This is a genomic window from Phenylobacterium sp. (assembly GCF_041919955.1).
Taxonomy (GTDB): Bacteria; Pseudomonadota; Alphaproteobacteria; order Caulobacterales; family Caulobacteraceae; genus Phenylobacterium.
Genome location: NZ_JAYRSU010000009.1, coordinates 83,374 through 105,738 on the forward strand (window position 1 = coordinate 83,374; position 22,365 = coordinate 105,738).

Consider the following 22,365-nt stretch of genomic DNA (forward strand, 5'->3'; position numbering starts at 1 on the left):
CCCCGCGCCGCGCGGCTGCGCTACCAGCCGCCCATGAGCACCTCTCCCGCCGCCGAGGCCGCGCGCCGGCGCACCTTCGCGATCATCTCGCACCCTGACGCCGGCAAGACGACCCTGACCGAGAACCTGCTGCTGGCCGGTGGGGCGATCCGGGCGGCCGGCGCGGTTCGCGCCCGCGGCGAGAACCGCCGCACCCGTTCGGACTGGATGAAGATCGAGCGCGAACGTGGGATCTCGGTCTCGGCCTCGGTCATGACGTTCGACCATCAGGGCCTGATGTTCAACCTGCTGGACACGCCGGGCCACGAGGACTTCTCGGAAGACACCTACCGCACGCTGACGGCCGCCGACGCCGCGGTCATGGTGCTGGACGCGGCCAAGGGCATCGAGCCCCAGACCCTGAAGCTGTTCGAAGTCTGCCGCCTGCGCGACATCCCGATCGTGACCTTCATCAACAAGATGGACCGCGAGGCGCAGGACCCGATCGAGCTGCTGGACGAGATCGCCTCCAAGCTGGCGCTGGACCCGGCGCCCCTGTTCTGGCCCGCCGGTTCGGGGGGGCGGTTCAAGGGCATGCTCGACCTGCGCAACGAGCAGTTTTTCCCCTTCGCCAAGAAGGGCTCGGACGGCGACGAGGGCCATCCGGGCGCGGTGGCGTTCAAGGGCAACGCGATCGTCAGCTATCTCGACCCCGACGAGCAGGGCGAGCTGGAGGAGAACGCGATGCTGGTGCAGGAGGCGTCCAAGCCCTTCGACCCGCAGGCCTTCCTGGAAGGCCACATGACGCCGGTGTTCTTCGGCTCGGCTTTGCGTCACTTCGGCGTCGACCAGCTGTTGGCCGGCCTGGGCGCCTACGCGCCCCCGCCGAAGGCCGTGGCCGCCGTGCGCGGCGGCGAGCCGACCCACGTGGTCCCAGGCGACAAGGAAGTCACCGGCTTCGTCTTCAAGGTCCAGGCGAACATGGACCCCAACCACCGGGACCGCATCGCCTTCCTTCGCCTGACCTCTGGCCGGTTCCAGCGCGGCATGAAGATGAAGGTGCAGAACACTGGACGGCAGCTGTCGGTCAATGCGCCGATCATGTTCTTCGCCTCCGACCGCGAGCTCGCCGAGGAAGCCTTCGCCGGCGACGTGATCGGCATTCCGAACCATGGCGTCCTGCGGGTCGGCGACAGCCTGTCCGAGACCGGGACCCTGCGCTTCGCGGGCCTGCCGAATTTCGCTCCGGAGATCCTGCAGCGGGTGCGGGTCAAGGATCCGCTGAAGGCCAAGCACTTGAAGAAGGCGCTGGAAGGCCTGGCCGAGGAGGGGGTGACCCAGCTCTTCCGCCCCGTGATCGGCTCGGACTTCATCGTCGGCGCCGTGGGGCAGCTGCAGTTCGAGGTCATGGCCGACCGCCTGGCCAACGAGTACCAGCTGGAGGTGATCTTCGAGCCGGCGCCCTATGCCGAGGCGCGCTGGCTGTCGGGCGAGAAGGCCGACGTCGAGGACTTCGCCAGCAAGCACAAGGGCGCGATGGCCGCCGACATCGACGAGCAGCCGGTGTTCCTGGCCAAGTCGAGCTGGGAGATCGGCTATGTGGGCGAGCGCTTCCCGAAGATCGGCTTCGAGCGCTCCAAGGAACGTGCTTAACAGCCGTTAAGCAAGTTTTGCGCCAGTCCCGATCACGCGCCGAACACAAAATATTCAGTTCTTGTTAACCATAACGGGCGCGTTAACCACTTGTTTACGATCTCGGCTCCGGCTTTGCTGTTTCCGATCTGAACCCTCCGGGGGCGTCTCGCGATGAGACGCCATGGGTGATCGGAGCCGTCGAATGTTCGAGTTCGGTCGAGAGCTGAAGCGCCTGTTCGGGGCGGAGGCCGTGAAGGCGCCGCGCGACGGGCTGACCGGCGGCGACGCCTCGCTGCTGGAACTGCTCGACCTGCGCATGATTTCCCAGGAAGGCCGGGCCGCCGACATCGCGGCCGGCCGCGTCGGCGCCAAGGACAAGGCCCAGCGCCGGCTGGAAGCGGCCATCGTGTGGCGCGAGGTCGCCCGCCGTTCGGGCGACGCGGCGATCCTGCGCAAGGCCGCCGCCACCGCCGAAGCCGCCGCCGAAGCCTTCGGGCGCGATCGCCGCCCCGACGGCTGGGCGCGCGCGCGCTGCGAGCAGGCCTTCTGCGCCATGTTGGGGGCCGAGCTGTTCGGCGACGAGGGGCTGAACGCCGCCGCCGACGTCGCCTTCCGCGACGCCCGCGCCGCCGCCCGAGGCGGGCTGGCCATGCCGCTGGCCGATATCGGCGTGGCCGCCATCGAGGCGCGCGAGCAGATGGGCGTCGGCGACGCCAGCGCGGCACGCGCCGCCTTCCAGCGCTTTTCGGCGCCGATCATCGGGCTGCAGAATCTGACGCGCCGCTGCCGGGCGGCGCGGCTGCTGGCGGTCGAGGCGCGGCTGGTGCTGGCCGACATCATGATCGGCTGGGGCGCGCGGCTGCGCGACATGGACATCCTGGCCATGGCCCGCGACGAGGCGACCCGCGCCGCCGAGGGCCTGGACAGCGCCTACGAGCCGCTGAGCTGGGCGCGCGCGTCGGCCCTGCGCGGCCAGGCCATGGCGCTGCTGGGCGAGGTTTCCGGCGAGGTGGACCAGCTGGCTCAGGCGGTGACCAGCCTGGCCGATGTGGTGGGAGAGCTGTCGCGCGACCACAGTCCGCTGGACTGGGCGCGCGTGCAGACCGCGCTTGCGCAGGGACTCCAGGCGCTCGGCGAGGCCGGCGCCTCGGAACGCGCCTATGAGCAGGCGGTGACCTGCTATGATCGCGCCGCTCACGTGCTGAAGAGCGCGCCGGGTCTGTCGTTGCGGGCGTTCGGCGCATCCAACCGCGCTCTCTGCCTGGCGCGCTCGGCCGAGCTGTCGGGCGACCTGACCGTGCTGGATGCGGCCGAAGCGGCCTTCAAGATCGAGCTGGCGACGATTTCGGCGCGACGCGACCCGGCCGCCTGGGCGCTGCTGCAGGTCAATCTGGCGCGGCTCTATGAAGCCCGCGTCGACATCACCGGCCAGGATCGCGGCGAGCGGGCCAAGGCGGCCATGGCCCTGAACGGCGCCCTGGATGTCTTTGCGGAGCTGGGCCTGCGGTCACTCAGCATCGTCGCGGCTGACGCGCTGGAGCGGCTGGCGGGCGCCGCTACGAACACGCGCCCGGCCTACTAGCAAGCTTGCAACCCATGGTGGCTTGCGCCAGCTTGGCGCGAGCAGCCGGGGGGAGTGCATGCGCAGGTTTGGTCTATCGATGGCGCTGGCCGTCGCTGCGACGGCTGGAGCGGCTGTCGCCGCGGAAACCGAGGCGGATTGGCTCAAGAGGCCAACGCCGGAACAGCTCTTCGCCGTGTGGCCGACAGACGCGCTCAAGCGGGGCCTTGGAGGGCGGGCGAAGATCGCCTGCGCCGTCAGCGTCCGCGGGGCGCTCCACGATTGCAGGGTGCTCTCGGAAACGCCGGCCGGGATGGGATTTGGGGCCGCAGCCATCGCCCTGACGCCGCAGTTCCTCATGAAGCCCGCCACCCGGGACGGCAAGCCGGTCGAGGGCGAGGTCGATATCCCGATCAATTTTACTCAACCCGATACCGGGACTGGTACGCACATTCCGGGAAGGGACGCCCCAGGCCTCGCTCCGATGACGCGGACGGTCGTTTCGAATCTCGTCTGGAACCAGGCGCCGTCCTATGACGACGTCGCGGCTGCCTATCCCGAGAAGGCCAAGGCCAGCGGCGCCAGCGGGCGGGTGACGCTGAAGTGCACCATGATGTCTGAGGGCAGATTAGGCGGGTGCAGCGCGATTACCGAGGAGCCGAAGGGTTTGGGCTTCGCGGCGGCGGCCCGCTCGCTAATTCCCAAGTTCGTCGGGCCGACCCAGTTCTCGGACGGTCGACCGATCAAGGGCTCCATGACCCAAGTGCCGTTCGTATTCGCGCCCGACATGCTGGATCCGGCCAAGCGGCTGACCAGCAAGGTCCAGTGGGCGGCTTTGCCGAGCGGGGACGCCTTCAGCGCGGGCTATCCAAAGAAGGCGATCGAGGCTGGCGTGGCGACGGCGCGGGTGGTGATGCTGTGCACCGCGGGCGAGGGCGGCAGGCTTCAGGATTGCGCAGTTAGCAGCGAGGAGCCGGCGGGACTGGGCTTCGCCGAGGCGGGCATGGCGCTCTCGAAGAGCTTCCGCATCCGTCCCTGGACGGAGGAAGGCGTGCCGACCATCGGCGGCAAGATCCGGGTCCCAGTCCGCTACAACATGCCCGACGCGGCGCCGACCCCCTCTGCGGCCAAGCCCTAGGCCGCGGCCATGTCGCCGGCCTTCCGGCGCATGCGCCAGAAGCGGATCGTCCGCTGGGCGGCCTCGCGGGGCAGGTTCTCGTAGAGTTCGCCGTATTCGCGCGCGCGGCCCATGGCGTTGGCGTCGCGGTCTAGGATCAGGACGGCGAAGGTCAGGTATAGCGAGCGCTCGAAACCCGCGGCCTTGCAGACGATCGAGAGCGCGTCGAGCTCTCGGCGCTCCAGAATCCGGCGTGCGGTGTGGAAGTCGATGTCGGCCAGTTCGCACAAGGCGACCAGGAACTTGGTGGTCTCGCGCGAGCGCAGGAAGCCGGCCAGCACCTGCGGGGTGATGGCGCCGCGGGCCCGTAGGATGCGGACCTGCTTCTCGGCCTCGGCGTAGTCGGTGGGCAGGGCGCCGTCCCGGGCGGCCAGCTGCTTGCGGCCGGCGGCGAGGGCGGCGTCCAGCTCGGCGGGATCGACCGCCTCGTTGCGGGCCAGAATCTCGCCGCGCAGCCGGGCCTCGACCACGAAGTACATCTCGTTCAGCAGGTCGACGGGCAGCGACTTGCGGCGCACGACCGCCGAATGAAGGCTGGGGCGCTCCACCGCGCGGTCGACAACCATCTCCTGGGTCTCACGAGACATCCGCGCCCCGTCATTGGCCAGCAGCAGTCCGACGGTCGCGTCGTCGCCGCGCTCGACGATCGCCTCGGACACCGCCTCGGAGATTGTCGGACGCTGGGAGATGGCGCGCAGGTGATCCTGGCCGCGGGTGCGGGCGACCGACAGGAGGTCGTCGTCGGTCAGGGCGCGGGAGTTTTCCAGCACCGGGCGGGCGACCTCGATCGAGGTGTCGCGGGCAAGGTCGCGCAGCAGCCCGCGGGGCGGCGCTTCGGCGCCCGACATCCGTTGGGCGAGCTCGAGACGGACGGCTTCCTCCATCTCGCCGGCGAGCTGACTGAGCACGTCGTCGAACAGCTCCATCTCCTCGCCGCGCACGTCCTCGCTGGAGAAGAACAGGTCCGTCACTCCGCGCAGCAGCTCGCGCCGCCGCTCGCTGGACGGTTCGCGGGCCATCTCGATAAGGTCGTGAAGCTTGCTGCGGGCCATGAAAGCGTCGTCTTCAGAAGGCGTCGGAGCGGTCGCCCGCGTTGTCGTCGTCGCGCACGTCCGGCTTTTCAGCCGGAGCATCGGGCGGTCCGATCAGCACGTAGCGGGAGCCCGCAGGCGGTTCCGGGATGGCGTCGGGCTCAAGGCCATAGCCGCGGTGAACGGAGTAGAAGCGCGGCGCTCCGCCGTTCGGGCGCGGCGTGACCGCAGCCATGCGCTGAGGCGGCGGCGGGGCTGGCGTCGTGGCCGCGGACTGGACCGCGGAGACCGGCGGACGAACAGGCGCCGACTGAGCGGGCGAATAGAGGCTGGTCGGCAGGGGCCGGGCCTCGGCGTGCGGGGCGGCCGCGGCGGCGGGCTGCGGCGGGCTGCGCTGCAGGGGCAGCGGGACCTGCGGCTGGAAGGGAGCGTAGACGCGGGCCTCGCGATAGGGCGAGGGCGCGGCGGGCAGGGCGTTCTGGGGCGTCGGGGCGGCGGCCGGCTTGTTGGCCCAGCCCAGGGCCGGGCCGCGCCACGCCTCGCCGGCGACGGCGGTCAGCTGCATCGTCGAGGGCGGGCCATAGCGGTCGCCGGCGGCCTGCGCCCCGGCGAGGGATGGACATGCGAGCCCGACGGCGATGGCGAGAGCGACGCGCATGCGTGCAGCGTTAACCCCGCGCGACTTAATTCGCGCCTAACGGCTAAGCCTAACGTCCGCGCCACCATGTCAGACCGGCCCGCTCGGCCCGGTCCAGCAGGGCGTGCAGGGCCACGCCCATCAGGCCCAGCACCACCAACGCGGCGATCATCCGCGCGGTCTGCAGCTTGTTGCCGGCGTCGAGAATCTGCCAGGCGAGCCCCCGCACGCCACCCGACCCCGCGCCGAATTCGGCGACCACGGCCCCGATGATGGCCAGTCCGGCGCCGACTTTGTGACCCTCCAGCAGGAACGGGACGGCCGACGGCAGGCGCAGCCGCAGCACCCGCTGCCAGCGCGAGGCGCCGTAGAGGTCGAACAATCGCTCCAGGTCCGGATCGGCGGCGCGCAGGCCGGTGACCGCGCCTGAGAAAATCGGGAAGAAGGCGACCAGCACCGCCAGGGCGACGATGGCGCGCTCGGGATGGTCGATGCCGGCCCAGATCAACACCAGCGGCGCGATGGCTACGACCGGGGTCACCTGCAGCACCGACGCCAGGGGGCGAACGGCGGCCTCCAGCAAGGGATTGAGCCCTACGATCACCGCCAGGCCCACGGCGACCAGGCTGGCGACGACCAGGGCGATCAGCGCGGTCGACAGCGTGATCCAGGCCGCGGCGGCCAGAGCCGGCAGGTTCTTGACCAGGGCGAGCGCCACGCCGGACGGCGGTGGCAGGAAATAGGCTGGAACGCCGAGCGCGCGGACCGCACCTTCCCAGGCGGCCAGCAGCAACGCGACCAGGAGCAGCGGGGCGAGAATGCGGCTCATGCCGGCGCGCCCATGCCCTGGGCCAGCAGGCTCGAGACCCGCTCGACGGCCTCGCGGAAGACCTTCGAGGTCCGAAATCCGGTCGGGCGCGGCAACGGCGCCTCGACCTCGGCGACGCCGGCCAGCAGACCGGGGCCGCGGGTCAGCACCGCCACGCGGTCGGCCATGTAGACGGCCTCCTCGACGTTGTGGGTCACGAACACGATCGCCGGGCGCGCGGTCTGCCACAGCTTCAGCACGTCGTCGGCCAGGGTGCGGCGGGTGATCTCGTCGAGGGCGGCGAACGGTTCGTCGAGCAGCAGCAGCTTCGGTTCGGTGACCATGGCGCGGGCGAGCGAGGCGCGCATCGCCATACCACCGGACAGGGTCGCCGGCCGAGCGGCCTCCGCGCCGGCCAGGCCCACGCGGGCCAGGGCCGCATCAGCGCGCTGGGCCGCCGCCTGCCGCGCCATGCCCGACAGTTCAAGCGGGAGGGCGACGTTGGCGCGGGCGCTCAGCCAAGGGGCGAGGGTGGGGGCCTGGAAGACCACCGCGGTCTCGCCGCGGCCGGCGGCGCGCTGGACCTGGCCGCGGGTCGGCCCCTCCAGCCCGGCCAGCAGGCGAAGGGCCGTCGACTTGCCGCAGCCGGACGGACCGACAAGGGCCAGGATCTGACCCGCCTGCACCGCCAGGTCGATCGGCCCGAGCGCGCGTCCCCGGCCGGGATAGTCGACCTCGACCTTCTCCAGCGCCGCGACGGTCACTTGGCCGCCGGCGCCACGAACTGGAGGGTGTAGGCGCGCTTGTAGTCCATGTCCTTGGGGTAGACGCCTTGGGCCGAGGCGACGTTGAAGAACTCCGCCCAGCGGGCGTCGGTCATCACGCCGATGCCCGCGGTCTGGGCGTCGCCGGACTCGACGATGCCGTAGGCCTTCAGCTTCTCGCGCGCCTGGTCGAGGACGTCCTGGGTCATTTCCGGGTTGTCCTTGCGGATCAGGGCGTCGCCGGGCGCGGCGTCGCCGTGCAGATAGCTCTTCCAGCCCGCCGCCGAGGCCTCGACGAAGGCCTTCACCGCCGCGGGGTTCTTCGCGATCAGGCTGTCGGGGACAAGGACCATGGTCGCATAGCCGGGATAGCCCTCGTCAGCGAGCAGGAAGACCTTGGGCTTCAACCCGGCCTGTTTCTCGATGGTGTAGGGCTCAGAGGTCACATAGCCCTGCTGGACGACCCGCTTGTCGGCCAGGAAGGGGGCGGCGTTGAAGGTGTACTTGCGAATCTGATCGTCGGTGAAGCCGTACTTGGACCGCAGCCAGACCCAGAAGGCGGTGACCGAGGCGTCGGAAAGCAGGATCGGGCGGCCCTTGAGGTCCGCGATTTTCTCGAGCCCCTGGTCGGGATGGGCGATCAGGACCTGGGGGTCCTTCTGCATCATCGCCGCCACCGCCTTCACCGGAATCTGCTCCTTGGCGAGGTTCATGACGATGAAGCTGTTTGAGCCCATGCCGGCCTCGACGGCGCCGGAGGCGAGCAACTGCGGCACGTTCACGCCGGGACCGCCCTGGACGATCTGCACGTCCAGGCCGCGCTTGGCGTACTCGCCCGTCGCGACCGCCTGATAGAAGCCGCCCTGTTCGGCCTGGGCGCGCCAGTCGGTGGCGAAGCGGATGACTGTGCGCCCCTCGGCGCCCTTCGCCGCCTCTTCCTTCTTCGCCGGCGAACAGGCGCAGGCGAGCACCGCAAGCAGAGCGGCGGCGAGACGCAGGACCTTCATGGACATCCCCCAGACTAGAAAGCGGCCGGGAGCCTAGAACCGTTTATCGCGGCGGCAAATGTCCGAAACGCCGAAAAGGCGAAGATCAGGCCGCCGCCGCGCCGCGCCGCCCTCCCGGCGGCAGCCACTTGGCCAGCACGTCGTGCAGAGCCTGAATCTGGATGGGCTTGCCGACCGCGGCGTTCATGCCGGCCTTGAGGCAGGCGGCCTCCATCTCAGGCATCACGTCGGCGCTCATCGCGATGATCGGGGTGGCCTCGTGCCGCCCGCCCAGGGCGCGGATGGCCCGCGTGGCCTCCAGCCCATCCATGCGCGGCATGTGCACGTCCATCAGGATCAGGTCGCAGGCCTGGGTCTGGACGGCCGCCAGCGCCTCCTCGCCGTGCTCGGCCAGCACGACGTCGCAGCCCAACAGGCCCAGCACAGTGGCCCCCAATTCGCGGTTCATCGGGTGATCGTCGACCAACAGGACGCGGGCGGCCAATGGAGCATCGTCGGCGCCGGCGTCCTCGGCGACAACCGGGGCGTCGGCCCGCGGGGCCGGGATCTCGAACCAGAAGGTCGCGCCCGCGCCGGGCTTGGAGTCGACACCGATGCTTCCGCCCATCAACTCGGTCAGGCCGCGGCAGATGGCCAAGCCCAAGCCGGTGCCGCCATGGGTGCGGCTGATCGAGGAGTCGCCCTGGCTGAAACGCTTGAACAGCCGCTCCGTCTGTTCGGGCGGCACGCCGGGGCCGGTGTCATGGACGTTGAATCGCAGCCTCAAGGCGTCCGCGCACTCGATCGCCTGGACGTCGAGCGCCACACGGCCCTCGGCGGTGAACTTGATCGCGTTGGAGAGGAGGTTCAGCAGGATCTGGCGCACGCGCAGGTCGTCGATCAGCACCGCGGTCTCGACCGGGCCGATGAAGCCGAGCTGCATCTCCAGGCCCTTGCGGCGAGCCGCTTCGGCGACGATGGCCATAGCGTCCTGGGCGATACGGCGCGGAGAGACCGGGGCGGGCGAGAGCTCGACTTCGCCGGCCTCCATCTTCGAGAAGTCGAGGATGTCGTTGACCACTGTCAGCAGCGAGGCGCCGGCACGGTCGATCAGCGCCAGCTGGCGGCGAGCGGCCTCGGGCAGATCGTCGCGCTTCAGCAGCACCTCGGTGAAGCCGACGATCGAGGTCATCGGGGTGCGGATCTCGTGGCTCATGGTGGCCAGGAACTGGGTCTTGGCCTCGCCCGCGGCGACGGCGCGGACCTGAGCCGAGCGGGCGACCCGCGTGCGACCCGCCCACAGGCGCTTCATGCGCTTCTGGCTCGACATAGCCATGGCGGTCGCCAGGCTGGTGAAGAACGCCAGGGCGATCAAAAACTGCATGCTGCGGACCTTCTCCACGAAGGTCCAGGTTTCGTTGTAGCGGGACACCGGAACCACGACGACCAGGGACGACAGGATCACCGCCACGATCAGCGCCCCGACCGAGGCGCCCCGCGGACCGAGCCGGAAGGCGGCGAAGGTCAGGACCGGGAACAGCAGGAGCGCCATCGGAAAGCGCACCGGCGCGAAAGCTGCGAGGCTCATCGCCACGACCAGGCCGTAGACGGCGATCTGCTCCAGCACCGGACGGCGGAAGTCGCGGACCATGTCCGGCCGCAGAACCATCAGGCCGGCGGGGAGCACGATCGCCATGCCCAGGGCGTGGCCGTAGAACCAGTTGGTCAGCACCGCGTCGAAGCTGCGGCCATAGACCGTGAAGACGTCGGCGGCCAATACCGCGCTGGCCGCCGTCGCCGGGGCGATGGCGAAGACCAGCAGGCGTGCGACCCGGGCCAGGCTGGTGAGGCGCATGGTCTCGCCGCAGACGCGGCGCGCCAGCCAGGCGGTTGCGAACGCCTCGCCGCAGGTCAGCAAGGGAAAGGTCGCGGCCACCGAGGGCGGGTTGCCGATTATGAGGTTGTAGCCGAACTGAGCGCAGTAGCAGGCGACCGCGACGCCAAGGCCCCAGCGCCAGGGCAGCAGCAGGAAGGCCTGCGCCAGAATTCCGCCCGCCAACCACACGGTCGCGATCCCCGCGCTCTCACGCGTGAGGGTCAAGCTGAACAGGGCGAACACGGCGTAGGCCACGGTGAGGCCGACGCTGAGCGCCAAGTTGTTCGACCGAGGGGTCCGAGCGGTCATCGAGGCCTTCCGGCAGGTAAGCCGAAATCCTGCGCGGTCTTTGGAACCAAAGGCTTAAGGCGCTTGCCGCCGGACAGTATGTCGCAGGCCGGCGGAGGAGGCGGGCCGCATAGCAAGAGGGCGACGCCGCGGTCGCCCGCCACGTCGCCCTCTCATCCAGATCCTTTGCGGAATCTGCGCCCGAGGTATTGGGGCGGCGGCGAGTGTGGGGGTTCCCCACAGGGTTCCGGCCGCCGTCCAGATGTCCTCTGGAGGGAAGGTTCCGGGTCACCCTGGTCCCCATCCTCGCAAGAACCTTCCGCCCGCTTGGCCTTGCGGTTTCCCGCTCCGCCCGCGCCGCAGTCCCTCTCGGCGGGTTGACGTTCCCACCGGCTCAGCTATGACGCAACCATTCCGCGCCGAAGTCGTGTGTACAGCCTTTGGTTATCCTGTGGGCCGTGTGTGGATGTTCCAGGACCGCACCGTGTAGCCGCCTCACCGGCAAGGCCCTTCAAATTATCCACAGGAATGCTCGCGCTTGGGGACGCCTGCGGACGAATACCGTTAACCTTGCCTGGTCGGCGCGCTCTATGCGGGCCGGGAAGATAGGCGGCGGGGATTGGAATTGCTCGGGCGGACGGTCTTTGTGTTTGGCGTCGGTACGATGCTGAGCCTGGCTTGCAGTGCGGCGTCGGCGCAGGCGTTCAGCGCCGCTGAGCAGCGCGCCATCACCGCCAGCGGCCTGCCACGCACCTCGGTCGTCTCAGTCAAGTCGGACATGGTGGTGGCGATCCGCAGCCGCGGCGCCCTCAGCCAGGGCGGCGGCGTGGTCGAGGGCGTGGTGCTGCAGGGCGAGGTGGTTTCGGCCCAGGCCGCGCAGTTCGTCGGCTATCGTTCGATGCGCTCTACCGTGAACATAGACTGCGGACGGCGCCGCGACATGGTCGTGAAGATGACGGTCTTCACCGAACCGGCCGCCAAGGGCGTGGCGATCAACCGCCATGTGCCCGGCGGATGGGTGCAGCCCTCGCCCGACGCCTACCTGTCCGACGTGATCCGCGCCGTTTGTTCGGCCCTGCCGCGGCAGGCGGCGACGCCCGAGGTGAAGCCGATCGAGCCCGAGCCCCAACTGCGAACGACGGCCGCCGCGCCGGACGCCGACGGCCCGCTGCGGACCTCTCTGGACGCCCGCGCCGGTCGCGCGCCCGTTCCGTCGAAAACGCCTCTTGCCGAGGACGCGCCTGCGCCTGTCGCGCCGCCGGTTCAGAAGGCCTCGGCTCCATCACCGAAGGCCGCGCCGGCTGCTTCGCCGCCGCGGCCCCGGGCGCCTGGCAAGGTGGCGGTGCAGATCGCGGCGGCCTCCAGTGACGCTCAGGCGCGCCAGGCCTTGGCCAAGCTTCGCGGCCGCATCGTCGCCCCGCTGTCGCCGGACGTCCGCACGGTGGTGGTCGATGGCAAGACGTTCCATCGCGCCTTGATCACCGGATTTCAGACCCGTTCCGAGGCGCAAGCCTTCTGCGCCGCAATGAAGGGCGACTGCTTTATTCGATAGGTCTCGCGGCTGGCTGGAACTGTATAGAATTGTAAAATTTCATGCAGACTTGTCAGAATTAGCGAAGTTCATCGCGCAAATCCCCAAAATGGGTAACGCTGTTCGCTAGTTTAACTGCTGATTAACCGGCATTTCGCGATTGCGTAGTAAATAAACGACGCAGAGCGAAGATGTTCTTTAAAGGTTTTAAGCGAGAGCAATACAATCTAGCGGCGATCCAAGGCGCCGAAGCGCAGATCGCCGCCATGGAACGCTCGCAAGCGGTGATCGAATTCGACCTGGACGGGACGATCCTGCGCGCCAACGCCAATTTCCTGTCGGCGATGGGCTACGAGGCCGAAGAGGTGGTCGGCCGCCGCCATGCGATGTTCTTGCCGCCTGAGGATGCCGCCAGCGCTGACTATGCCGCGTTCTGGGCGGAGCTGAAGGCAGGCCGGTTCGTGGCGCGCAAGTTCCGCCGCGTGGGCAAGGGCGGCCGCGAGGTCTGGATCCAAGCCTCTTACAATCCTGTGCTCGACGCACAGGGCGCACCTTTCAAGATCATCAAGTTTGCAACCGACGTCACTGCAGTCGAGCACGCGATGGCGGCCGCCCAGGAACGATTGCAGGCGGCGGCGGACAAGCAGCAGGCGGTGGTCTCGGCTCTGGCCGCGTCCTTGAACAGGCTTTCGAACGGCGACCTGACCGCCCAGGTCGGATCGGAGATCGACGGCGCCTACGCCCAGCTTCGCGACGACTTCAACGCCGCGGTCGGCGCGGTGCGCGACACCATCATCTCGATCTCGTCGGCCACGGGCGGGCTGAAGACCGGGGCCGGGGAGATCTCGACCGCGGCCGACGACCTGTCGCGGCGGACCGAGCAGCAGGCGGCGAGCCTCGAGGAAAGCGCTGCAGCCCTCGAACAGATCGCGGCCACCATCGCTCGCAGCGCCGACGGGGCAGGCCAAGCTTCCGCGGAGGCCGGGGCCGCGAAGGCTGCGGCGGTGGAGTCCGGCCAGGTGGTGCAGGCCGCTGTAGACGCGATGGGGGAAATCGAAGAGAGCTCGCGCAAGATCACCCAGATCATCGCAATGATCGACGAGATCGCCTTCCAGACCAATCTGCTGGCCCTGAACGCCGGGGTCGAGGCGGCCCGCGCAGGCGAGGCGGGCAAGGGCTTCGCCGTCGTGGCCCAGGAGGTCCGTGCGCTCGCCCAGCGCTCGGCCGACGCGGCGAAGGAGATCAAGGCCCTGATCTCGCTCTCGACCTCGCAGGTCGAGCGTGGCGTGCGGCTGGTCAGCGACACCGGGACCGCGCTGTCGGCCATCGCTGGGCGGGTCAGCGACATCGACCGGCTCATCGCCGAGATCGCCGCCTCGTCCCAGGAGCAGGCGACCGGCATTGGCCAGGTCAACGCGGCCGTGAACCAGATGGACCAGGTCACCCAGCAGAACGCGGCCATGGTCGAGGAGATGACCGCGGCGGCGGCGAGCCTGGCTGACGAGGCTCTGGCCCTGACCGGCCTGGTGGGTCGCTTCGACACCGGCGCTCCGGCCGTCGCCGCGTCCCCGGCCGGGCGGGCCTCTGCGCGTGCGTCGCTTCGGCCGGTCCGGGGCGGCGGCGCGCTGGCCGCGGCCCGTCACTCGGCCGAGCCTGACGGTTGGGAGGAGTTCTGATGCCGGACGGAGGCAACGTCGTCGCCTTCCCGATCCGCGGCGGGCGAGGGCGGCATGACGCAGCGATGTCGGCGGTGGTGGTCGTCTCCTGCGCCTTGCGCACCCTGGGCGAGCCCGCGCTGCTGGAGGAACTGGTCGAGCTCGTCCGGCGCGTCGATCCGCGGCTGGATGAGGCCGCGGTCCTGCAGGTGCTGGACGAAGACGTGCTGGCCGACCTCGACGGAGTGCTGCCGTTCCGCCTGTTCCGGCAGGTCGAGCTGCTGGGCGGCCGGGCGTGGGCGTTCTCGCCGGAGTACCGCTACATCATGCACGAGGCCGGGCTGGAGCCGAACCTTCGCTAGCGCTCAGCGCGCCAGAGCCTCGCGGCGCTCCTCCAGCTCCAGCCACTCCAACTCCGCCGCCTCGAGCTCGGCCCTGGCGGCCTCCAGCGCGCCGCTCAGTCGGGAGAAGCCGGCGGGATCGCGGCTATAGAGGTTCGGATCGGCAAGATCCTGTTCCAGCTTGGCGATCTTGCCGGGCAGGGCGTGGATCAGGCCGTCCAACTCCTGCAGCCGCCGCTGGTCCTTGTAGGAGAGCTTGCTGGCCTGCTTGGGCGCCTCGACCTTTGGGGCTGTGGGCTTGGGCGGGGGCGCCTCGGCCGCGCCTGCCGCGACCGATTTGAAGAAGCCGGGGTTCTGGGAGAGGAAATCCTGCCAGCCGCCGGGGGTCTCGACGACCTTGCCGTGGCCGTTCAGGGCGATGGTGGACGAGGCAAGGCGATCGACGAAGTCGCGGTCGTGGCTGACCAGGATCAGGGTCCCCTCGTAGTCGGCCAGCAGTTCCTCCAGGAGGTCCAGCGTATCCATGTCGAGGTCGTTGGTAGGTTCGTCCAGAACCAGCAAGTTCGCGGGCGTGGCCAGAGCCCGGGCCAGCAGCAGGCGGTTGCGCTCGCCACCCGACAGGCTGCGGACCGGCTGGCGCAACTGGTTGTCGGTGAACAGGAATTCCTTGGCGTAGGCGGCGACGTGCTTGGGTTGCCCGCGGACCATCACCTGGTCGCCGCCGCCGGGCGTCAGCACGTCGCGCAGGGTCATGTCCGGCTTCAGGTCGGCGCGGCCCTGGTCGATATAGGCCATCTCCAGATTGACCCCGAGGTTCACGCTGCCGGAGTCGGGCGCAAGCTCGCCCAGCAGCAGCTTGACCAGGGTGGTTTTGCCGGCCCCGTTCGGCCCGACGATGGCCACGCGGTCGCCGCGGAGGATGCGGGTCGAGAAGTCCTTGACCAGAACCCGGTCGCCGAACGCCTTCGAGACGCCCTTCACCTCGGCGACGCGCTGGCCCGACAGCCCGGAGGAGGCCAGGCCCATGGACAGCTCGCCGCGGACTTCGCGCATCCGCTCAACCTTGGTCTGGCGCAGGGCCATCAGCGCGCGGCGGCGGCCCTCATTGCGAGCCCGACGGCCGGTGACGCCGCGGCGCAGCCAGTATTCTTCCTTCTCGAGCTGCTTATCGAGGCGGCGGCCTTCCTCGGCCTCGGCCGCCAGGATGCGCTCGACCCATTCGTCGAAGGCCGAGAAGCCCTTGTCGAGGCGACGGACCTGGCGATGTTCGAGCCAGAAGCAGCGGTTGGTGACCCGCTCCAGGAAGGCGCGGTCGTGGCTGACGATGACCAGGGCTGCGCGCGTGTTGGCGAGCTCGGCCTCCAGGGTCTCGATGGCCAGGATGTCGAGGTGGTTGGTCGGCTCGTCCAGCAGGATGACGTCCGGCTCCTCGGCGAAGGCGCGGGCGAGCGCGGCGCGGCGGATCTCCCCGCCCGACAGGCCCCGGGCCGGCTTGGCCGGATCGACCCCGAACAGTTCCAGCGCCGCCTCGCCCCGATGCGGCTCCGCGCCGCCGGCGATCACGTGGTCCAGCAAGGTCTCGCCGACGATCTCCGGCTCCTGCGGGACATAGGCGATGCGGATCGAGGGCTGGACGGTGCGCTCGCCCTCGTCGGCGGCGATCTGGCCGGCGAGGATCTTCAGCAGGGTCGACTTGCCCGCGCCGTTGCGGCCGACCAGGCAGGCGCGCGAGCGCGGCTCCACGGCCAGATCGACGCCGTCGAACAGCATCTTGGGTCCGTCGGCGAGGCGGACGTCCTTAAGGGCGAGAACGGGGGGCTTCATCGGCGCACGCACATAGCGATCCGCGCGCCTCGATGCAAAGCGCGTCTCAGTTCGGCTCCGGCTCAAGGTGCTGTTCGGGCGGGTCCGGGTCGGGCGGCGTGATGCGCACGGGGTCGGGATCGGCCTCGCGCTCGGCCTCGCCGAATTCCTGCGCCAGGCCTTCGTAGAAGCTGTTGCGCGGGTCGTCCTCGTAGATCGCCTGCGGATCGGGCAGCAGCCAGTCGAAGTCGCGGCTCGGCAGGTTCATGTGGGCGGTGAGCATGAAATCCTTCCAGATGCGGGCCGCGACCTCGCCTCCGGTGACGTTGTTCATCGGCTTGTCGTCGTCGTTGCCGACCCAGACCCCGGCCACGAAGTCCGGCGTGAAGCCGATGAACCAAGCGTCGCGGAAGTTCTGGCTGGTGCCGGTCTTGCCCGCCGCCGGCCGCCCGAAGTTGGCCCGCGTGCCGGTGCCGTTCGTCACCACCTTCTGCATCATCTTCACCATGATGCTGGCCCAGTGGACGTCGTAGGCCGGAACCGGCGAGGTGGTCTGGTGGGTGTAGACGACCTGGCCGTCGGCGGTCCGGACCTCGGCGACGACGTAGGGCGTCAGCCGGTTCCCGGCCTGCTGGAAGACCTGGTAGGCGCTGGTCATCTCGATCAGCGGGACTTCATAGGCGCCTAGCGAGATCGACAGGTTGGGATTGGGCGGCAGGCTGGTGATCCCGAACCGCATGGCGAGGTTGGCCACTGCGCCGGCGCCCACCTCCTGGCCGAGCTGCACCGCCACTGTGTTGAGCGAGCGGGCGAGCGCGTTCTCGATGGTCACTGTGCCCGCGTACTTGCCGCCGAAATTCTTGGGCTCCCAGTCGTCGATCTTGATCGGTTCGTCGACGCGGGTGTCGGTTGGCAGCACGCCCTTTTCGACCGCGGCGGCATAGACGAACGGCTTGAAGCTGGAGCCGGGCTGGCGTTTGGCCTGGACCGCGCGGTTGAAGACGCTCTTGGTGTAGTCCGTGCCGCCGACCAGGGCGCGGATGGCGCCGGTCGAGTCCATGGCCACCAGCGCGCCCTGGCTGGCGCCGATCGCCTTGCCATCGGCCTCGATCACGCGGCGCAGGCCCTCGGCCCCGGCCTTCTGCAGGCGCGGGTCGATGGTCAGGGTGACGATCAGGTCGGGAGAAGCCTCGCCGACCATCTTCAGCACCTCGGCCTGGGCGTAGTCGACGACGTAACCATAGTCGCCCTCGTCCGAGAGAGCCGTCGAGGCGAGCTGGGGCGGGCGGGCCAAGGCCGAGCGCATCTCGGCCTCGCTGATCCAGTTCTCGCCGCGCATCCGCTCCAGCACCAGCCGTTGGCGCTTGAGCGCCCTGTCCATGTTCCGGTGCAGCGCCATGCGCGAGGGAGCCTTGGGCAGGGCCGCGAGCAGGGCGGCTTCCGACAGGTTCAGCTGGCTGGCCGGCTTGCCGAAATAGGTGCGCGAGGCGCCGTCGAGCCCGAAGGTGTTGGCCCCGAAATAGATGCGGTCGAGATAGAGTTCGAGCACCTCGTCCTTGGTCAGCATCTCCTCGAGCCGATAGGCGAGGGCGGCCTCCTGGACCTTGCGCTTGATGTTCTGGGCGGGGCTGAGAAACATCCCCTTGGCCAACTGCTGGGTGATGGTCGAGCCGCCCTCGACCACCCGGCCGGCCTTGTGGTTGGCGTAAGCCGCGCGGCCGATGGCCCAGGGGTCGACGGCGCCGTGATGGTAGAAGCGCCGGTCCTCGGCCGCCAGGAACGCCTTGGGCACATAGTCGGGCAGCTTTCCGAGCTCGACCCGCTCGCCGTATTGCGGACCGCGCGAGGCGACGAAGGCGCCGTTCATGTCATAGAACTTGATCGCCGGCGCCCGGGTCGAGGCGTAGAGCTGCTCGCGGCTCGGCACCGGCGGCAGATCCTGCAGGTACTTGTCGCTGACATAGTTCCAGGCGGCGACGGCGGCCATCGCGCCGGCCAGGACCAGAACCACGACGATCGCCGCCAGCCATTTCAGCACGCCCAGCCAGCGGCGCGACCCTCCGCCGCCCTTGCCTTTGCGTCGCTCAGGCGGCAGGTCGGCGCGGAACGGCTCTTCCAGGGCCGGCTCAGGCTCTGGCGGCCGCCCGCGGCGCAGCCCGCCCTGCGGGCTTTCTGGACGGTCGGGCTCGTTGTTTTCGTCGGTCACGGATAATCTGGGGCGGCGTGGTTTGGTTTGTGTAGGACGCCTGTAGCATGGCTTCGAGGCCTTTCTGGGAAACGAAGTCTCTCGAACAGATGACTGTTCGCGAGTGGGAGAGCCTGTGCGACGGCTGCGGCCTATGCTGTCTGGTCCGCTTCGAGGACGAGGACAGCGGCGAGGTCTTCCCGACCCGCGTGCACTGCAAGCTGTTCGATCCCGAGCGCTGCACCTGCACCAACTATGCCGAGCGCAAGAAGCACGTGCCCGACTGCATCAAGCTGACGCCCGGCAATATCGAGAGCCTGCGCTGGATGCCGCTGAGCTGCGGCTATCGCCGGATCTACGAGGGGCGCGGCCTGGCCGACTGGCATCCGCTGATCTCGGGCGATCCGGAAAGCGTGCATACCGCCGGGGTCTCGATCCGCGGCGAGACGATCAGCGAGGAGACGCTGGACGATCCCGAGGACGCCATCGACTATGCGGCCTGGGATCTGCTGGAGGAGCGGGGCAGGGACTGACCTGCTAGTCATGTGATAAATATGTCACATGAAGGCTTGCGCCGGCCGGCAAACGGCCTAATTGATGACCCGAGATTTTCGTGAAGTTGGAGAGGTAGTTTTTGGCGCGCGACCCCTATCAGGAGCTGGGCGTCTCTCGCAGCGCGAGCGCTGACGAGATCCGCAAGGCGTTCCGCAAGCTCGCCAAGCAGCACCATCCCGACACCAACCCGGGCAACAAGGCGGCCGAGGAGCGGTTCAAGCAGGTCAGCGCGGCCTTCGACATCCTGGGCGACGCCGAGAAGCGCAAGAAGTTCGACGCCGGCGAGATCGACGCCGACGGCCGCGAGACCATGCGCGGGTTCGGCGGCGGCGGCCCATTCGGCCAGGGCGGGTTCGGCGGCGGCAGGCCGGGCGAGACCATGGAAGGCGCCGACCTCGGCGACCTGTTCAGCGAGATCCTCGGCCGCCGGGGCGGCGGCGGGTTCGGCGGCTTTAGCCAGCGCGGCGCCGACGTCCGCGCCAAGCTGGATATCGACCTGGAGGATTCGATCCAGGGCGCCAAGAAGCGCATCGCCTTCTCCGACGGCCGCACGATCGACGTCACCATTCCCAAAGGCGCCGAGGACGGCCAGACCCTACGGTTGAAGGGCCAGGGCTCCCCTGGGCGTGGTGGTCCGGGAGACGCCTTCATCGAACTGTCGATCAAGCCGCACCCCATTTTCCGTCGTGAGGGCGAGGTGCTGGTGATGGATCTGCCGGTCTCGATTCCCGACGCCGTGCTGGGTGGAAAGGTCGAGGCGCGCACCCCGGATGGTCCGGTGACGCTCACCGTGCCGAAAGGCTCCAACAGCGGCCAAGCGCTGCGGCTCAAAGGGCGCGGCCTGTCGGATGTCCGGGGCAAGCGCGGCGATCTTCTGGCGCGGATCATCCTGATGCTGCCGGAGAAGCCCGACGCCGAGCTGGAGAGCTTCGCCGAACGCTGGCGTAAGGAACGGCCTTACAAGGCGAGAAAGAAATAAGACCCGGCCGCCTCGTGACAGGATCGGCGCCGGCATTCATAAACCCGCTATTCAGGCTCGGTTCAGTGATCTGGCTCTAATGCTGGCGCCTATGAAACGTCTTCTTGTCATCGCCGCGCTGATGGCGGCCGCTCCAGCGGCCGTCTCCGCCCAGCCCTATCCGGACTACGGACGTCCGGCCTACGGCGGCCGAGGCGACCAGGACGCCGCGCGCGACGCCGTGCGGGGCGGGCGCCAGGTTCCGCTGTCTCAGGTCATCGCCAACATCGCCTCGCGCACGCCGGGCCGACAGCTCAATACGACCCAGGGCGACGCCGGCGGCCGGCCCGCCTATTTCGTCCAGTGGCAGACCAACGACGGCCGCGTGATCATCTTCGTCGTCGACGCCCAGAGCGGTCAGATCATCTCGCGCCAGGGCGGGTAAGGAGACCCATGCGAATTCTATTGGTCGAGGACGACCCGGACCTGTCGCGCCAGCTGAAGGCCGCCCTGGCCGACGCCGGCTATGCAGTCGATCATGCCGCCGACGGCGAGGAGGCCCAGTTCCTGGGCGAGACTGAGCCCTATGACGCCGTGATCCTGGACCTCGGCCTGCCGAAGGTCGACGGGGTGTCGGTGCTGGAGCGCTGGCGGCGCGAGAGCGTGGCCACGCCGGTGCTGATCCTGACGGCCCGCGGCGCCTGGAGCGAGAAGGTGGCCGGCTTCGACGCCGGCGCCGACGACTACCTGACCAAGCCGTTCCATACCGAGGAGCTGCTGGCCCGTCTTCGGGCGCTGCTGCGTCGCTCGGCGGGCCATGCGGCGCCGAACCTGTCGCTCGGCGGCCTGCGTCTGGACCCGCGCGCCGCGCGGGCGAGCGTCAATGGCGAGCCGCTGCGCCTGACCTCGCTCGAGTACCGGCTGCTACATTATCTGATGATGCACCAGGGCCGGGTGATCAGCCGCACGGAACTGGTCGAGCATCTCTACGACCAGGACTTCGACCGCGATTCCAACACCATCGAGGTCTTCATCGGCCGTCTGCGCAAGAAGATCGGCGCCGACCGGATCGAGACCGTCCGCGGCCTGGGCTATCGCCTGACTGCGCCTGCCGAGGAAATGGGAGGCGAGGCGCAGGGTTCGTGAGCATGCCCGCCCTTGGGCCGCCGTCGCTCGTCCGCCGGCTGGTCATCCTGGCCGCCGGCTGGAGCCTGGCGGTGCTGGTGGTTTGCGCCATGGTCCTGGCCCTGCTGTTCCAGCAGGCGGCCTTGCGCCGGTTCGACCAAGGCCTGTCCGAGCTGGTCGACAACCTGATCGCCGGCGCCACCATCGCCGACAAGGGCGACGTGGTCGCCCCGGCTCTGACCGACCTTCGCGCGCTGCGGGCCTTTTCCGGAAAGTACTGGCAGATCGCCGAGCCCGTGGAGGGGGGGCGGCTGCACGTCCTGGTTCGCTCCCGGTCCCTCTGGGACAGCGAACTGAAGTCGCCTCCGGACATTGTGCGCCGATTGGACGCCGAGCCGGGCAAGCCGGTTTCTTACGACACCTCCGGGCCGCTCAACGAGCCGCTGCGGGCGATGGCGACCCAGGCAAAGCTGCCGGGCCGCGCCGCACCGGTGGTGTTCATGGCCGCCGAAGACCGCAGCCCGGTCGACCGCGATGTGCGCGGCTTCATCACCGCCACCGCCATCGCCTTCGCCCTGCTGGCGGTCGGCATGATCGCCGCGGTGGTGATCCAGGTGCGGGTCGGGCTCAACCCGCTGTTCGCCCTGCGGCGCGAGGTCGCGTCGGTCCGTCGCGGCAAGGCCGAGCGCGTGCAGCGCGAATATCCCAGCGAGCTCGCGCCGCTGGCTGACGAGCTCAACGCCCTGATGGCGCACAACCAGGAGGTCGTTGAGCGCCAGCGCACCCACGTCGGCAATCTGGCTCACGCCCTGAAGACGCCGTTGTCGGTGATGCTGACCGAGGCGCGCCAGACCGGCGGGGCCCTGGCCGACGTGGTCGAGACCCAGGCCGAGGCGATGCGCCAGCAGGTCGACCATCACCTGCGCCGGGCGCGGGCGGCCGCCCGGACCCAGGGCTCGGGCGAGCGGACCTCGGTCGCGGACGTGTTGGACGAATTGTCGCGGACCCTTGAGCGCATCTTTATGGAGAAGGGCGTCGAGATCGACTGGGACGCCGACGACGACCTCTATTTCCTCGGTGAGCGCCAGGACCTGCTCGAGCGGGCGGGCAACGCCATGGAGAACGCCGGCAAGTGGTGCAGGGGACGCGTTCGTGTCCGCGCCGTTGCGATTCCAGGGGAACGCTTGAGGATTTCGATCGAGGATGACGGCCCGGGCCTGACCCCTCAGGAGCGCGAGACGGTGGTCCGCCGCGGCGCGCGGCTGGACGAAAGCGCCCCTGGATCGGGTCTTGGTCTCTCGATCATCGACGAGTTGTCGCGCGCCTATGGCGGCACGCTGCGGTTGGGCGAGGCGCGGCTGGGCGGCCTTCTGGTTGAGATGGACCTGCCGCGCGCTGAGGCCTGATTCCAAAGGGCTTTTGGTAAAGCCTTAACTCGGCGCAGGCAGGCTGCGGGCTGAGTTTGTGCGC

General features: G+C 69.3%; 19 protein-coding genes. 11 read left to right on the forward strand and 8 right to left on the reverse strand.

Features of this window, described 5'->3' with window-relative positions; translation table 11 throughout:
- The first annotated feature begins 33 nt into the window (after window positions 1-33).
- The 3 genes from ACE3T2_RS09930 to ACE3T2_RS09940 all read left to right on the forward strand — a co-directional run bounded on the left by ACE3T2_RS09930 (window position 34) and on the right by ACE3T2_RS09940 (window position 4,313).
- Window positions 34-1,632, forward strand: a complete 1,599-nt coding sequence (locus ACE3T2_RS09930) for a peptide chain release factor 3 (RefSeq protein WP_374656969.1) — start codon at window positions 34-36, stop codon at window positions 1,630-1,632.
- A 184-nt stretch (window positions 1,633-1,816) separates the two neighbouring features.
- Window positions 1,817-3,196 carry a hypothetical protein gene (locus tag ACE3T2_RS09935; RefSeq protein ID WP_374656970.1) on the forward strand — a complete coding sequence of 460 codons (1,380 nt, stop codon included), beginning with the start codon at window positions 1,817-1,819 and terminating at the stop codon, window positions 3,194-3,196.
- A 79-nt stretch (window positions 3,197-3,275) separates the two neighbouring features.
- Window positions 3,276-4,313, forward strand: coding sequence for a TonB family protein (locus ACE3T2_RS09940; RefSeq protein ID WP_374657015.1), 1,038 nt, complete (start codon window positions 3,276-3,278; stop codon window positions 4,311-4,313).
- On the opposite strand, the gene ACE3T2_RS09945 is transcribed toward ACE3T2_RS09940, so the two are convergent.
- The 6 genes from ACE3T2_RS09945 to ACE3T2_RS09970 all read right to left on the reverse strand — a co-directional run bounded on the left by ACE3T2_RS09945 (window position 4,310) and on the right by ACE3T2_RS09970 (window position 10,763).
- Window positions 4,310-5,404, reverse strand: coding sequence for a DUF2336 domain-containing protein (locus ACE3T2_RS09945; protein ID WP_374656971.1), 1,095 nt, complete (start codon window positions 5,402-5,404; stop codon window positions 4,310-4,312). The genes ACE3T2_RS09940 and ACE3T2_RS09945 overlap by 4 nt on opposite strands.
- Window positions 5,405-5,417: 13 nt before the next feature.
- A complete protein-coding gene (locus ACE3T2_RS09950) occupies window positions 5,418-6,041 on the reverse strand; it encodes a hypothetical protein (RefSeq protein WP_374656972.1) in 624 nt (207 codons plus the stop codon).
- A gap of 49 nt (window positions 6,042-6,090) precedes the next feature.
- Window positions 6,091-6,849, reverse strand: a complete 759-nt coding sequence (locus tag ACE3T2_RS09955) for an ABC transporter permease (RefSeq protein WP_374656973.1) — start codon at window positions 6,847-6,849, stop codon at window positions 6,091-6,093.
- Window positions 6,846-7,592: an ABC transporter ATP-binding protein gene (locus ACE3T2_RS09960; protein WP_374656974.1), complete on the reverse strand. Its 747-nt coding sequence runs from the start codon at window positions 7,590-7,592 to the stop codon at window positions 6,846-6,848. The genes ACE3T2_RS09955 and ACE3T2_RS09960 overlap by 4 nt, the downstream gene beginning before the upstream one ends.
- Window positions 7,589-8,599 carry an ABC transporter substrate-binding protein gene (locus ACE3T2_RS09965; RefSeq protein WP_374656975.1) on the reverse strand — a complete coding sequence of 337 codons (1,011 nt, stop codon included), beginning with the start codon at window positions 8,597-8,599 and terminating at the stop codon, window positions 7,589-7,591. The genes ACE3T2_RS09960 and ACE3T2_RS09965 overlap by 4 nt, the downstream gene beginning before the upstream one ends.
- An 85-nt stretch (window positions 8,600-8,684) precedes the next feature.
- Window positions 8,685-10,763 carry an ATP-binding protein gene (locus ACE3T2_RS09970; RefSeq protein ID WP_374656976.1) on the reverse strand — a complete coding sequence of 693 codons (2,079 nt, stop codon included), beginning with the start codon at window positions 10,761-10,763 and terminating at the stop codon, window positions 8,685-8,687.
- A 643-nt stretch (window positions 10,764-11,406) separates the two neighbouring features.
- Here ACE3T2_RS09970 and ACE3T2_RS09975 point away from each other — a divergent pair.
- From ACE3T2_RS09975 to ACE3T2_RS09985, 3 genes are all read left to right on the forward strand, one after another.
- Entirely contained in the window at window positions 11,407-12,294 is an 888-nt protein-coding gene (locus ACE3T2_RS09975; protein ID WP_374656977.1) for an SPOR domain-containing protein, read from the forward strand.
- A 170-nt stretch (window positions 12,295-12,464) separates the two neighbouring features.
- Window positions 12,465-13,949 (forward strand): PAS domain-containing methyl-accepting chemotaxis protein, encoded by a 1,485-nt coding sequence (locus ACE3T2_RS09980; protein ID WP_374656978.1) that lies wholly within the window; start codon window positions 12,465-12,467, stop codon window positions 13,947-13,949.
- Window positions 13,949-14,290, forward strand: a complete 342-nt coding sequence (locus ACE3T2_RS09985) for a hypothetical protein (RefSeq protein ID WP_374656979.1) — start codon at window positions 13,949-13,951, stop codon at window positions 14,288-14,290. The genes ACE3T2_RS09980 and ACE3T2_RS09985 overlap by 1 nt, the downstream gene beginning before the upstream one ends.
- A 3-nt stretch (window positions 14,291-14,293) precedes the next feature.
- Here ACE3T2_RS09985 and ACE3T2_RS09990 read toward each other — a convergent pair whose 3' ends face one another.
- A complete protein-coding gene (locus tag ACE3T2_RS09990) occupies window positions 14,294-16,105 on the reverse strand; it encodes an ABC-F family ATP-binding cassette domain-containing protein (protein ID WP_374656980.1) in 1,812 nt (603 codons plus the stop codon).
- Between the two features lie 34 nt (window positions 16,106-16,139).
- On the reverse strand, window positions 16,140-18,278 hold the full coding sequence (locus ACE3T2_RS09995; RefSeq protein WP_374656981.1) for a transglycosylase domain-containing protein: 2,139 nt from the start codon (window positions 18,276-18,278) through the stop codon (window positions 16,140-16,142).
- Between the two features lie 47 nt (window positions 18,279-18,325).
- On the opposite strand from ACE3T2_RS09995, the gene ACE3T2_RS10000 reads away from it, so the two are divergent.
- From ACE3T2_RS10000 to ACE3T2_RS10020, 5 genes are all read left to right on the forward strand, one after another.
- Entirely contained in the window at window positions 18,326-18,790 is a 465-nt protein-coding gene (locus tag ACE3T2_RS10000; RefSeq protein WP_374656982.1) for a YcgN family cysteine cluster protein, read from the forward strand.
- Window positions 18,791-18,891: 101 nt separating this feature from the next.
- Window positions 18,892-19,791 carry a DnaJ C-terminal domain-containing protein gene (locus ACE3T2_RS10005; RefSeq protein ID WP_374656983.1) on the forward strand — a complete coding sequence of 300 codons (900 nt, stop codon included), beginning with the start codon at window positions 18,892-18,894 and terminating at the stop codon, window positions 19,789-19,791.
- A gap of 91 nt (window positions 19,792-19,882) precedes the next feature.
- Window positions 19,883-20,215 carry a PepSY domain-containing protein gene (locus tag ACE3T2_RS10010; RefSeq protein WP_374656984.1) on the forward strand — a complete coding sequence of 111 codons (333 nt, stop codon included), beginning with the start codon at window positions 19,883-19,885 and terminating at the stop codon, window positions 20,213-20,215.
- An 8-nt stretch (window positions 20,216-20,223) separates the two neighbouring features.
- Complete coding sequence (locus tag ACE3T2_RS10015; protein ID WP_374656985.1) at window positions 20,224-20,916, forward strand: response regulator transcription factor; 693 nt, start codon at window positions 20,224-20,226, stop codon at window positions 20,914-20,916.
- Window positions 20,917-20,918: 2 nt separating this feature from the next.
- A complete protein-coding gene (locus ACE3T2_RS10020; RefSeq protein ID WP_374657016.1) occupies window positions 20,919-22,301 on the forward strand; it encodes a sensor histidine kinase in 1,383 nt (460 codons plus the stop codon).
- Window positions 22,302-22,365: the final 64 nt, after the last annotated feature.